The sequence below is a fragment of the Clostridium cylindrosporum DSM 605 genome (assembly GCF_001047375.1).
Lineage (GTDB): Bacteria > Bacillota > Clostridia > Clostridiales > Caloramatoraceae > Clostridium_AB > Clostridium_AB cylindrosporum.
The window spans coordinates 152,333-165,357 of sequence record NZ_LFVU01000027.1 but is presented as its reverse complement, the minus strand read 5'-3'; the positions used below and the strand labels follow the sequence as shown (position 1 = coordinate 165,357).

Here is a 13,025-nt window from a genome sequence, read left to right as displayed (position 1 = left end):
CCTATTCAACTCCATTTCTTTTACTATAACGTGATATATTAAGCAGTATACCAAGTGATCCTAGGGTAAATAGTAGTGATGATCCTCCGTAACTAATTAATGGAAGTGTAACCCCTGTAACTGGCATAAATGATGATACAACGAGTAGGTTTATACTTGCTTGAATTGCAATAAATGCTGTAATCCCTGTTGCAACTAAAGTTCCAAATTTATCACTACAATTTAGTGCTATTTTAAACCCTCTCCAAACAAGAATACCAAATAATGCTATTACAAAAAAAGCACCTATAAAACCTAATTCTTCACCAATTATAGCAAATATAAAGTCATTTTGGGCCTCCGGTATGTATAGCCACTTTTGTCTTGACTGTCCAAGTCCTAGTCCAAAAAAACCTCCTGCTCCAAGTCCATATAGTGATTGTATTGCTTGATATCCATCACCTAATGGGTCCTGCCATGGATTCAAAAATGCAAATACTCTTTTACGTCTGTAATCAGCAGACATAGCAAATGCAGCAGCCGCTAAGATTCCACTTCCTGCAAGACCACCAAGATGGAGCCATCTAGCTCCTGAAACAAATAACATACAAAATGCTGTTGCAAATAGTATAACAGCTGTACTCATATTAGGCTGAAGCATTATAAGTCCTGAAAATAATCCAGCAACTAAAAGAGTTGGTACAACTCCCTTTATAAATGACTTAACATTGTTTCCTTTTCTTGCAAGAGAGTCAGCTAAATAAATGATAAGTATAATCTTTGCAAGTTCTGAAGGTTGAAATCCAAGACTTCCAACTCCAATCCATCTACTTGCACCTTTAGCTGCAGGCATAAAAAGTACTACAACTAGCAAGCCTAAAATAATTAACATAGAAAACTTGATAAGTTTTTTGTTTCTAAATTTTCTAAAGTCAACATTAGCTGCTGTAAGCATTGCAATTATTCCAAGAACTGTCCAAATCGCTTGTCTTTTTAGGTGATAATATCCATCTCCTTGCTTTTGTAAATCTGTTACCATACTTGCACTAAAGATCATAACAAGACCTACTGCAAGTAGCATTAGTATCACTATAAAAAGTACAAAGTCTATAGAATTTCTTTTTTCTTTCATTAAAGGCCTCCTATTTTAAAAACTAATAGCTAAGAACCCTATAAGACAACATATTGCAGTTATTATACAAAACATAGATACTATTTTTGTCTCATGCCATCCAATATATTCAAAATGATGATGTATTGGACTCATTTTAAATACTCTTTTTCCTGTTAATTTAAATGAAGTTACCTGAATAATTACCGATAATACTTCTATAACATAAACTAGTCCAACAATTAAAAGAATAAATGGCATTTTTAAAAGAACTGCTAGTGCTGATATTGCTCCTCCAAGGGCTAAAGATCCTGTATCTCCCATAAAAACCTTAGCTGGATAAGAATTATATTTTAAAAATCCAAGTAGTGCTCCTGCAATAGCGCCACAGAAAACGGAAAGATCTCCTTTCCCAAGTCCAAATGTTACAACTGCAAAAAACACACATATTATTAATGTTACACCGGATGCTAGTCCATCAAGTCCATCAGTTAAATTAACTGAATTAGTAGCTCCTACAATTACAAAAACCATAAATGGTATGTAAAACCAACCAAGATCAATAAAACTACTTGTAAAAGGTATATGTATATCACTTCCTATGTTGTTGTAAGCGAATACTGTTAAAATAAGAGCAAAGGTTACTTGACCTATAAGCTTTTGGTAAGCCCTAAGTCCTAGGTTTTTTCTTCTAATTATCTTTAAGCTATCATCAAGTAGCCCAATAATTCCATAACCTACTGTAGTAATAAGAGCTACTGCAAGTGGACCTGTTATATTTTGATAAACAACTATACTTGTTATTAACAGGGATATAATAAACATTACCCCACCCATAGTCGGCGTTCCCGCCTTTACTTGATGACTTTTAGGTCCCTCTTCTCTAATACTTTGACCAAATTTAAATCTTCTAAGTGCTGGTATAACAATAGGTCCAAGAAGCAGTACTATTAAAAAAGCGACGACTGCTGAAAAAATTGTAACTTTCATTTTAGTTTCCCCTCTCTGTGTCTTTAGTTATATAGTCAATTACTGTTTCAAGCTTCATTCCTCTTGAAGCTTTTACTAAAGCAATATCTCCAGGTTCTAGTATATTTCTTAGATATATCTGTGCCTCTTCTTTTTTTAGAAAATACCTTGATTCTATATAATCTTTAGCTTCATCGTAAATATATTTAGAATTTTCACCTATAGCAATAAGAACATTTGCCTTATTTCTAATATCTATTCCAACCTCCCTATGTCCTGTTTCACTATAATCCCCAAGCTCAAACATATCTCCTAAAACAGCAATTTTTTTATTTCCCTTAAATGAATTTAAAACACTTAGTGATGCCTTCATTGATTCTGGATTTGCATTATAGCAGTCTGCTATTATTTTTATTCCATCTTTTAAAGTTTTCACATTCATTCTCATTCCACAAGGCGCAAAATCTGCTATTCCTTCTTTCATATCTTCTATTCTCATGCCAAGAATATCTGCTATAGCAATAGCTGCCAATGCATTATATACATTATATACTCCTGGAGAATTTACCTTTATAGTCTCTTCACTACCCTTATAGATTATTTTAAACTCTATACCCTCTTCTCCATAATCAATTACATCAAAAGCATTGTAATCTCCTAAATTATTTATAGAAAGTTTAATAATCTTATAATGCATATCACCAACAGTTTTTAATAATTCATCATCCCCATTAACTATTAGTATGCTATCTTTATCAAAAAAAGTTGTGATTTCCATTTTTGCTTTTAAAATTCCCTCTTTACTACCTAGATTTTCAATATGTGCTGTTCCTATGTTAGTTATAACTCCTATATTAGGCTTTGCTATTTCTGAGAGTCTCTCTATTTCATGAAAGTTGTTCATACCCATTTCTAAAACTGAAACCTCATGTCCATGTTTCAAATTAAACAAGGTATGCGGAAGGCCTATTTCATTATTAAAATTTTTATCTGTTTTATGAACATTAAAATTCTTACTTAAAACTGAAGATATAACTTCTTTAGTTGAAGTTTTACCTACACTTCCAGTAACAGCTATAAAAGGAATATTAAACTTAGACTTATAGTAAGCTGCAATTTTCCCAAGTGCAAAAAGCGTATTATTCACTAGTATATATGGAATATCACTTTCTACAGGCTCTGAAACTATAGCACATATAGCACCATTTTCTACAGCCTTAGATACAAACTTATTTCCGTTAAAGTTTTCACCTTTAAGAGCAACAAATAAATCTCCTTCGTTTATAGTCCTTGTATCTGTTGAAACCCCATTAACAACTATATTTTCCTTGTAGTTCACCACATTTCCATCTAGTATATTAATAATCTCATCTAGGGTCATTTTTTCCATTATAGCTCCTCCTTAAGAAAATCAAGTACAATTTCTTTTTCATCAAAGTGAATAGTTTCATTTTTTAGTATTTGATAAGTTTCATGTCCCTTTCCTGCTATAACGATTACATCACCTTTTTTAGCATTATCAATTGCATATTTTATAGCATCTTTTCTATTTTCAATTACTGTATAGTTACATCCTGTTGCTTTCACCCCTGGTATTATATCTTGTATTATATCTGAAGGCTCTTCCCCTCTAGGGTTATCAGATGTTACAACGCAAAAATCTGCTATTTCCCCTGCAGCTTTTCCCATTAGTGGTCTTTTAGTTCTATCTCTATCTCCTCCACATCCAAATAGTGCTATTAAGTTCCCATCTGTATATTCTTTTGTTGTGCTTAGAATATTTGTAAGTCCATCTGGAGTATGAGCATAATCAATTATTACAGTAAATCCTTTACTTGAAGTTATTTTTTCACTTCTTCCTGGAACAGAACTTAGACTTTCAAGACCCTTTTTAATGTCTTCAAGGGTTATATTAAGTATTAATGCTGCACCAATACATCCTAATGCGTTATAAATGTTAAACTTACCTGGAAGATGAAGTAATATTTCTTCAGATTCCCCCTTATAGTTAAGTTTAAATTTTGCCCCTTCACTACTAATCAATATATCTGATGCAAAAAGATTTGCTTCATTTGTTAATCCATATGTAAGTACTTTCCCTTTAATTTTATTAACTGCTTTTCTTCCATATTCATCGTCAATATTAATAACTGCATATTCACTATTATCGAAAAGTTTCATCTTAGCATTAAAATAGCTTCCCATGTCACTATGAAAATCTAAATGGTCCTGTGTTAGATTTGTAAATATCCCTACCTTAAAATCTACTCCATAAACCCTCTTTAGGTCAAGAGAATGGGAAGAAACTTCCATAATGCAAGAATCATCACCAAAATTAATCATATCTCTAAATAACCCTTGAAGGTCCTTTGACTCCGGTGTTGTTCTTTTAGCTTCTTCCTTTTTACTTCCAATTATATTATATATTGTACCAAGTAGTGATGTCTTTTTATTTGCCACTTCAAGAATTGATTTCATCATAAATGTAGAGGTTGTTTTACCATTTGTACCTGTTATACCAATAACATCTATTTCCTTAGATGGATTACCATAAAAGTTACTTGAAATTAAACTCATGGCCTCCCTTGTATCCTTAACTTTTATAACTGTTACATCATTTAAAGGCTCTAAATCTTTAGAAACAACTATAGCTTTAGCTCCATTTTCAATAGCTTTTTTAATAAATGTGTGTCCATCTACATTAAGCCCTACTATACAGAAAAAAAGGGAATTTTCATCTATATCACTTGTACTGTAGCATAACTTTTTAATGTCTATATCATTTCCTATTACCTCAACCTCTTCCATGTTTTTTACTAAATCCGAAATCTTCATATAAATACCTCCCTAATCGTTTATAGCACAATATGGTGGAACCCCGCCATATTGTGCTAACACTATTCATTCAAATCCTGTGTATTCTGTAAAGTTATTTTTATAGTACTTCCTTTATTAACCTCAGTTGTAGGCTCCACATCTTGGCTTATAGCTACTCCTTCACCATCAAAAGTTACACTTAAGCCTAAAGATTTACAAACCCCTTCAATCTCAGCTTTGCTCATTCTTTCAAAGTTTGGAACAGCTACCTTACCTTTAAGATTTTCTTCTACACCTAGGTATAAGGAAACCTTTGTTCCTTGATTAACACTCATTCCTGGTTTTGGACTTATATCATATACAGTTTTACCAGTACCAACAACCTCAACCTCAAGTTTTAAATCGCGAAGTTTCTTTTGAGCCTCTTCTAAGGCAATTCCTCTGACATCAGGTATCATTACCTTTTGTTTATTTTCAGGTAAAATTGATTCATCTTGAGCAACTCCCATATATCTTAAAATATCTTGGAGTAGCTGATGTGCTGTAGGCGCTGCTGTTTGACCACCGTAGTAAGCTACAGCTGGATCTGGCTCATCAATTGATAGTAAAAGTACAAACTTTGGATTATCAATAGGAGCAATCCCTGCAAAGGATGATACATACTTTCCTGGCGCATATTTCCCATTTTCAACCTTTTGAGCAGTACCTGTTTTACCACCAATTCTATACCCTTCTACTCCTGCTTTTTTTGATCCACCATCAATAACAACTTGTTCCATCATCTCTCTAATGGTTTTAGAAGTTTCAGGTGATATAGCCTTTTTACTTATCTCTGGTGCAAAATCTTTAACTACAGAAGTATTCCCATTTTCATCTGTATGGGTTATTTTCTTAACAAGGTGAGGCTTCATAACGTCCCCATTATTTCCAAATGCCCCAATAGCCGTTATAAATTGTATAGGAGTTATTGATACCCCTTGACCAAATGCTATAGTTGCAGTTTCAACAACACCAACTCGACTAAGTGGCATTATAATACCCTTTTCTTCTCCTAAAAAGTCAATTCCTGTTTTCTTTCCTAGTCCAAATGCATCTATGTACTTATAAAGCTTGTCTTTCCCAAGTTTTTCGCCAAGCTCCATGTAACCAACATTACAAGAATTATTTAATATCTCTGGGAATGTTTGTACACCATGACCACTTGATTTCCAGCACTTTCTTACACCATCACCAACTCTTTTAGATCCATTACATACAAACTTATCGTTCATTGTTACAAGATTTTCTTCAAGTGCTGCTGCTGAAGTAAAAAGTTTGAAAATAGAACCTGGCTCAAAGTTTTCATTAACAATTGGCATTTTCCACTTTGCCATAGATTCGCTAGCACTACCTTCAACTGGTTTATTAGGATCATAATCCGGTTTACTAGCCATCGCAAGTATTTCACCTGTTTTAGGATCCATTATAACTGCATTAGCCTTCTTAGCCCTGAACTTAGACACTGCCTCTTCCAGTGCTTTTTCAGTAAAATACTGAATAGATTGATCAATTGTTAATACAACATCATTTCCATTTGTAGGCTTTATGTATGTTGACATATTGTATGGAAGTTCCCTATGAAACTTATCTGCTTCCCCCATAAATCTTCCAGGTATACCTTTAAGTTCTTGATTGTATTGCTTCTCAATTCCGGCTCTACCGTCACCATCAATATTTGTATTACCAAGAACCTGTGACAGTGAGTTTCCGCCTGGATAATATCTCTTTGTGTCCTCTGTTACAACTATACCTGGTAATTTAAGTTCTCTAATTTTATCTCCTTGATCTTTTTCTATTCTTCTAGAGATAGTTACACTAGACATAGGTAGACCATTAGGAAGTGTTTTGTTAAGCTTTTTTAGAATTTCTTCCTGAGTAAGTCCTAAAATAGGTGCAAGCTCAGATGATATCTTTTCCTTAGAAGTTTTATTCTTATCAATTGCTTTTCTAATGTCCTTTAGATATGCATCAACTCTCTCAACATTTCCACTTACAGCAAGAGGTTCTCCATTTCTATCTACTATATCTCCTCTTTTAGCATCGATTTTAGTGTCATAGGTCCACTGTTCCTTTGCCCACTTTTGCAGCTGTGGTGACCACATAATTTGAACCCATGCATACCTTCCAATAATAACTAGCTGAACGGTAAATATAATTAAAAGTAGAATTATAATTCTCTTTCTGTTAGTAACAGAAGTTTTTAGCTTAAACTTCAACAAGCACCCCCCCTTAATAAATTAGTCCTAATATCCTTTGCATGGTGGTTAATGCTGATTCTTTCTTATTTTCTTTAGTTACATTTTTACTTAGGGGATTTACACTTACAAAGTAAGTATTTTCTTTTGTAGGTTTAACCATACCGTACTTGCTAATAGCAACATCTTCTATAGCCTTAAGATTATTTAGTTTTGCAAGGTCCACATTAATATTTTGATTTTCTTTTTGAACCTTTTCAACTTCCATCTTTTCGCTTCTTATCTCAGATGATAAAGTTAAAATAGTTGTGTATCTTCCTACTGTTATAAATGCCATAGCAAATATAACAAAAACTGTCAACATTACTTTTATCTTTATTTTTGCTTTATTTTTTGATTTTTTCTTTTTAGGTTTAAGGCTTTCGGTAGGTTTTCTTTCTTTAACTACTTTCTTTTGCTTTTCGTAATCATAGGCAACATTTCCATAAACATATCCACTTGATTTTGGATAATTATTTTTCATTACCAATTTTATTCACCCCCGTAACTATTTAGAACTTAAAGCTTTTCAGCTACTCTTAATTTAGCACTTCTTGATCTTGGATTAACTTCTAACTCCTCTTCACTTGGTGCTATTGGTTTCCTAGTAATCACTTTTATTTCTTTTTTACTTCCACATACGCACATAGGGAAGCTTGGTGGACATGTACAAGGATTCTCCTTATTCTTGTATGTATTTTTTACTATTCTATCCTCTAATGAGTGGAAAGTTATTATACACAGTCTTCCTTCCTCATTTAAAACATCTAAGCAATCCTTAACTGCAGTCTCTAAAATATCTATTTCCTTATTTACTTCTATTCTAATTGCTTGGAAAGTTCTTTTAGCAGGATGTGGCCCCTCTCTTCTTGCAGAAGCTGGTATTGCTTTTTTTATTATTTCTACAAGTTCAAAGGTTGTTTCTATTTCCTTTTCTTCTCTTTCCCTAACTATAAAATCAGCAATTCTTGAGGCCCATCTTTCTTCCCCAAATTCTGAAATTATTCTATGAAGCTCTTTTTGGGAGTACTCATTAACTACTTCCCTTGCTGAAAATGCAGAATCTCTATTCATTCTCATATCAAGTGGTGCATCCTGCATATAGCTAAAACCTCTTTCTGGTACATCTAATTGATGTGAAGACACTCCAAGGTCTAAAAGAATTCCATCAACCTTTTGTATATTAAGTTCTCTTAGAACTTCTTTCACCCTACAAAAGTTACTATGAACATACTCTACATTTTTATAATCCTTAAGTCTTTCCTTTGAAGCCTTAAGTGCGTTAGTATCTTGGTCTATTCCTATAAGGCGCCCATTATCAGATAATCTTTTTATGATTTCCGAAGAATGACCCGCCCCTCCCATAGTACCATCGACATAAATTCCATCTTTCTTAATATTCAGTCCCTTAATACATTCCTCTAATAGTACTGAAACATGTTTAAAATTCATTTGTATCACCTTTCTATAACATGCCAAGTTCACCCATCTTTTCTGCAATAGCAGCAAAATCTATGTTTTGATCATTATATTCAAACCATTTTTCCCTGCTCCAAATTTCAACTCTATTTGAAACACCAATGGTTATAACTTCCTTGGTTATGTTACCATAGTCTATAAGATTTTGTGGTAAAAGCGCTCTCCCTTGTTTATCTATATCAACTTCAGTAGCACCTGAAAAGAAAAATCTAACAAACACTCTTGCATCCTTATTTGTTAAAGGAAGCTTTTTCAGCTTTTCCTCGAGTATTTTCCATTCAGGTAAAGGATAAGCATAAATACATCCATCAAGTCCCTTTGTCATTATAAAAGGACTTCCTAATTCATCTCGAAGTTTTACTGGGATTATTATTCTGTTTTTAGCATCAAGAGCATGTTGGTATTCACCTATAAACATTTTAATCCCCCATTTAAACCCTTCGCTCCACTTTCAACCACTTACAACCACCTAATATATATTCTATAATAAAACTTTGAATCCTTCTATAGAATTTAACAAAAACTATAGAATTTAATTAAAAAAATAATTAAATTAAATTCTTTATTTTAAATTTAATGGCTTAATCATAGATAATGTAGTTCTGTCTTTACCAAAACCTTGATTGAGAGCCTCGTTTAAATCATAGATATCAATAGATTTAACTATATCTATTACCTCAAGAAAGCATCCACCTTTATTTTTAGTACTTATAATATTATTTAAAAGTGAAAATGAATCATCAAATATTCTTGTATAGTTTCCTAACATCATTTTTTTAATATTATTAAATCCATCCTCTTCTATTCCATCCCCTATTAACTTGTATACATCCTTGTAAAACTCATCTAAAACTTTTTTAGGATCTCTTGAAACACCTCCTAATACATTAAAAGCAAATTTACTATGAAGATTGACACCGTAACCAAAACTTGAATCAATATATGCTTCATTATATAGTCTTTCAAAAAAAGGTGACATATTACCACATAAATATTCTAAAATCATATTATACATAATTTCTTTTCTAAGTATTTCTCTTCCCTTAAGCCCCTTTGTATCAAGCTTAAATCCTATTAAAAACCTAGTATCAACTACAGGCATAACTTCTTCTATAGTTTCTTCTTTAACCTTCATAATTTCACTTGGATATATCTTAAGAGCTTTATCTCCACTTCCAAAACCTTCAATAGAATCTATAAGACTAAATATCCTTTCAGGGTCAACCTGACCAACTATAACTAATTCCATGTTCCTACAATTATAGAAAGTGTTATAACAGGTCATTAAGGATTCAAATGTAATTGATTCTACATCTTCCTTTGTTCCTGCAACATCATACTTAATATGATTTCTATGAAACATTCCTTTAAGTAAGTTCTCATATACTTTAGAAGAGGGATTATCTTGATACATGTTAATTTCTTGAATTATAATTCCTTTTTCTTTTTCAACATTCTCAGGTGTAATATATGGATTTGATAAACAGTTTAGGAAAAGCTTAATATTTTCATCTATTTTATCTGTGCAAGAGAAATAATACACAGTAGCAGTGCCATTTGTATAAGCGTTTATACTAGCACTTTGCTTAGAAAATCTTTCAAATGTATCTTTATTTTTAGATTCAAACATCTTATGCTCTAAAAAATGTGCTATTCCCTTTGGAGTTTTTATGTATTGTTTATTCTTTAAAGTAATAAAATTCGTATCTACTCCACCAAAATTCACAAGCATAGCCATATGAAATGATGACGAATTATCCCTTTTAACAATCGATATTTTAAGCCCCTTTGAAGTTACGTAGGAATAATATTTTTCTATACTACTTTTTTTCATTTTCATTTTTTTCACCTCTACCTAAAAAATATACAGTATCAAGAGTTAATGTATTTGCTGCCTTTATTACCTCATCCCTTGTAACCTTACTAAGACTTTCACATAAGTCTTCAAGTCTATATTTTGCACCATATATATTTAATCCCTGAAGATAAGCTATATATGTATATTTATTATCCCTAATACTTGTTAAACTGTGCATCATTCCTGCTATAGATATTGAAAGGTGCTCATCTGTAAAGTCTCCATTTTTTATACTATTAAGTGTTTCTATTATCTTTTCTTTCGCTATATTTTTAACTGATGAATCTATTCCACATGCTACAAACATCATTCCCTTATGTTTTTCAAGGGTACTATAAATTGTATAACAAAGACTTTCCTTTTCCCTTAAATTAATGAATAGTTTTGAATCTGCTCCCCCACCAAATAATCTATTAACAATAGTTAGTGCAGCAAACTCCTTAGAATTAAGATCTATAGAGGTTCTAAATCCCATACAAAGTTTTCCTTGATTCGTATCCACATCCTCAAAGACTTCTTTTACCTTTTCAACTTCTTTATGATTAATATTAACTTCTAGATCTTTAGCATTATTAAATGTAAATATTTCTTTTAATGTGGAAGTAAAAGAATCCATTTCAATATCTCCCATTACATAAACTTTAAGGGGCGCATCTTTTATAATTTCTTTATATCTTTGGTAGCACTTTTCATTTGTCAAAGACTCTATCCAACTTATTTTTCCTAATTTATCAATAGAATAGGCCTCGCCTTCACACATTACTTCTATAGTTTTATCAAATGCATAACTTTCCTTATTATCTCCCTTACCCTTTAGCTGCATAAGAAGATTTTGCTTTTCAGTTTGAAAGTATTCCTCTTTGAATTTATTATTTTCCTCTAATGGGTGGTAAATTACTTCCTCTAAAAATTTAAGCATATCCCTTGTTATATCACCTTCAACAAATTCTAGATTAGGATTTATATAATTTAAATGAACCCCTAGCGTATATACCTCTCCCTTTAGATTAATATCTGTACCTATAATTGAACCATAGGCAGCATTTAAAAATTTTGATATTTCACGACTACTTTGGTGCTTTCTTGAACCTCTAAGTAAAATATTAGAAATAAGAGCATTCTCTGATGCTTTTTCATCTAGGGGCATATAAAACATAAACCATACAATTATGGATTTCATAGATTTATTTTTAATAAGATAAACTTCTTTATTTTTCGCTAAATTCTCTTTAATAATATTCATGTGAACCTCCAATACCAAACTATTTATACTTAACCTTCCCCTAAGCATACCTTTGTATTCCTTATAATAGCTTTTAAAAGGACTCAAAAACTTAAAATAAATTATCTTATATTAGAACATTCGAAAGCTTTTAACTTGAAGGATACATAACTATAGTTTATAATTTATTTGACATTCACTTGAAAGGAAGATAATAGATGAAACTTGGAATAGTTGGGTTACCTAACGTAGGTAAAAGTACCCTTTTTAATGCAATAACACAGGCTGGAGCTGAATCAGCTAACTACCCTTTTTGTACTATAGAGCCAAATATTGGAGTTGTTAGTGTACCTGATAATAGACTTAATGAACTTGCGAAAATTTACGGATCACAAAAAATACTACCTGCTGCTATAGAATTTTATGATATAGCAGGTCTTGTTAGAGGAGCTAGTAAAGGCGAAGGTCTTGGAAACAAATTTCTTTCACATATTAGAGAAGTTGAATCAATTGTTCATGTTGTAAGATGTTTCGATGATGGAAACATTGTTCATGTTGATGGTTCAGTTGATCCAATAAGAGATATTGAAACAATAAATCTTGAGCTTATTTTTTCTGATATAGACTCAATAGAAAAGAAAATAGATAGAACTAAAAAGCTTGCAAGATCAGGTGACAAAACTGCTCAAAGAGAAATGGATTTTTGCGAAAAACTAAAGGCTCACCTTGAAAGCGAAAAACCAGCTAGAACTATGGAAATGACTGATGACGAAAGAGAATTAATAAAACATTTATTCCTTTTAACATCAAAGCCAGTTCTTTATGCTGCCAATCTTTCAGAGGATGATTTAATTAATGGTTCAGATGAAAACCCATATCTTAAAAAGGTTATAGAATATGCAAAATCTGAAGGTTCAGAAGTTATTCCTATATGTGCGAGGGTTGAAGAAGAAATTTCAACACTTGAGGAAGATGAAAAAGCTGAATTTTTAGCTGACTATGGTTTAACTGAACCAGGACTTCACAGATTAATAAAGGCAAGCTATAGCCTACTTGGACTTATAAGTTACTTAACAGCGGGACCTAAAGAAACTCGTGCATGGACTATTAAGGCAGGAACAAAGGCTCCTGCTGCTGCTGGTAAAATTCATTCTGATATAGAAAGAGGATTTATCAGAGCTGAAGTAGTTGCATTTGATGATCTTTTAGCTTCAGGTTCAGAAGCTGCTGCAAAGGAAAAGGGACTTGTTAGACTTGAAGGTAAAGAATACATCATGAAAGATGGAGACGTTGTAGAATTTAGATTTAATGTATAGT

At 32.2% G+C, this 13,025-nt stretch carries 11 protein-coding genes; 1 reads left to right on the top strand and 10 read right to left on the bottom strand.

The genetic code is table 11. From position 1 onward, the window contains the following. Nucleotide 1 precedes the first annotated feature (1 nt). The 10 genes from ftsW to yfmF all read right to left on the bottom strand — a co-directional run bounded on the left by ftsW (nucleotide 2) and on the right by yfmF (nucleotide 11,729). Nucleotides 2-1,111, bottom strand: coding sequence for a putative lipid II flippase FtsW (gene ftsW / locus CLCY_RS09245; RefSeq protein WP_048570845.1), 1,110 nt, complete (start codon nucleotides 1,109-1,111; stop codon nucleotides 2-4). 15 nt (nucleotides 1,112-1,126) lie between these two features. Beyond that, nucleotides 1,127-2,080 (bottom strand): phospho-N-acetylmuramoyl-pentapeptide-transferase, encoded by a 954-nt coding sequence (mraY, locus tag CLCY_RS09240; RefSeq protein ID WP_048570844.1) that lies wholly within the window; start codon nucleotides 2,078-2,080, stop codon nucleotides 1,127-1,129. Between the two features lies 1 nt (nucleotide 2,081). Beyond that, nucleotides 2,082-3,449, bottom strand: coding sequence for a UDP-N-acetylmuramoyl-tripeptide--D-alanyl-D-alanine ligase (locus CLCY_RS09235; protein WP_048570843.1), 1,368 nt, complete (start codon nucleotides 3,447-3,449; stop codon nucleotides 2,082-2,084). Next, nucleotides 3,449-4,894: a UDP-N-acetylmuramoyl-L-alanyl-D-glutamate--2,6-diaminopimelate ligase gene (locus CLCY_RS09230; protein WP_048570842.1), complete on the bottom strand. Its 1,446-nt coding sequence runs from the start codon at nucleotides 4,892-4,894 to the stop codon at nucleotides 3,449-3,451. The genes CLCY_RS09235 and CLCY_RS09230 overlap by 1 nt, the downstream gene beginning before the upstream one ends. A gap of 62 nt (nucleotides 4,895-4,956) precedes the next feature. Beyond that, nucleotides 4,957-7,131, bottom strand: a complete 2,175-nt coding sequence (locus CLCY_RS09225; protein ID WP_048570841.1) for a stage V sporulation protein D — start codon at nucleotides 7,129-7,131, stop codon at nucleotides 4,957-4,959. Nucleotides 7,132-7,144: 13 nt separating this feature from the next. Next, complete coding sequence (locus CLCY_RS09220; protein WP_152668141.1) at nucleotides 7,145-7,633, bottom strand: FtsB family cell division protein; 489 nt, start codon at nucleotides 7,631-7,633, stop codon at nucleotides 7,145-7,147. A gap of 35 nt (nucleotides 7,634-7,668) precedes the next feature. Further along, entirely contained in the window at nucleotides 7,669-8,601 is a 933-nt protein-coding gene (gene rsmH / locus CLCY_RS09215) for a 16S rRNA (cytosine(1402)-N(4))-methyltransferase RsmH (RefSeq protein ID WP_048570839.1), read from the bottom strand. A 13-nt stretch (nucleotides 8,602-8,614) separates the two neighbouring features. Next, nucleotides 8,615-9,046: a division/cell wall cluster transcriptional repressor MraZ gene (mraZ, locus tag CLCY_RS09210; RefSeq protein WP_048570838.1), complete on the bottom strand. Its 432-nt coding sequence runs from the start codon at nucleotides 9,044-9,046 to the stop codon at nucleotides 8,615-8,617. Nucleotides 9,047-9,190: 144 nt separating this feature from the next. Beyond that, nucleotides 9,191-10,468: an EF-P 5-aminopentanol modification-associated protein YfmH gene (gene yfmH / locus CLCY_RS09205; protein WP_048570837.1), complete on the bottom strand. Its 1,278-nt coding sequence runs from the start codon at nucleotides 10,466-10,468 to the stop codon at nucleotides 9,191-9,193. Then, nucleotides 10,449-11,729, bottom strand: a complete 1,281-nt coding sequence (gene yfmF, locus CLCY_RS09200) for an EF-P 5-aminopentanol modification-associated protein YfmF (RefSeq protein WP_048570836.1) — start codon at nucleotides 11,727-11,729, stop codon at nucleotides 10,449-10,451. Before yfmF ends, yfmH begins: the two co-directional genes overlap by 20 nt. A gap of 197 nt (nucleotides 11,730-11,926) precedes the next feature. Here yfmF and ychF point away from each other — a divergent pair, with 197 nt between their 5' ends. Further along, nucleotides 11,927-13,024 (top strand): redox-regulated ATPase YchF, encoded by a 1,098-nt coding sequence (gene ychF, locus CLCY_RS09195; protein WP_048570835.1) that lies wholly within the window; start codon nucleotides 11,927-11,929, stop codon nucleotides 13,022-13,024. Nucleotide 13,025 lies beyond the last annotated feature (1 nt).

Coding starts and splice junctions, on each gene's coding strand:
- ftsW (WP_048570845.1), bottom strand. CDS start 1,111: ATGAAAGAAAAAAGAAATTCTATAGACTTTGTACTTTTTATAGTGATA.
- mraY (WP_048570844.1), bottom strand. CDS start 2,080: ATGAAAGTTACAATTTTTTCAGCAGTCGTCGCTTTTTTAATAGTACTG.
- CLCY_RS09235 (WP_048570843.1), bottom strand. CDS start 3,449: ATGGAAAAAATGACCCTAGATGAGATTATTAATATACTAGATGGAAAT.
- CLCY_RS09230 (WP_048570842.1), bottom strand. CDS start 4,894: ATGAAGATTTCGGATTTAGTAAAAAACATGGAAGAGGTTGAGGTAATA.
- CLCY_RS09220 (WP_152668141.1), bottom strand. CDS start 7,633: ATGAAAAATAATTATCCAAAATCAAGTGGATATGTTTATGGAAATGTT.
- rsmH (WP_048570839.1), bottom strand. CDS start 8,601: ATGAATTTTAAACATGTTTCAGTACTATTAGAGGAATGTATTAAGGGA.
- mraZ (WP_048570838.1), bottom strand. CDS start 9,046: ATGTTTATAGGTGAATACCAACATGCTCTTGATGCTAAAAACAGAATA.
- yfmH (WP_048570837.1), bottom strand. CDS start 10,468: ATGAAAATGAAAAAAAGTAGTATAGAAAAATATTATTCCTACGTAACT.
- yfmF (WP_048570836.1), bottom strand. CDS start 11,729: ATGAATATTATTAAAGAGAATTTAGCGAAAAATAAAGAAGTTTATCTT.
- ychF (WP_048570835.1), top strand. CDS start 11,927: ATGAAACTTGGAATAGTTGGGTTACCTAACGTAGGTAAAAGTACCCTT.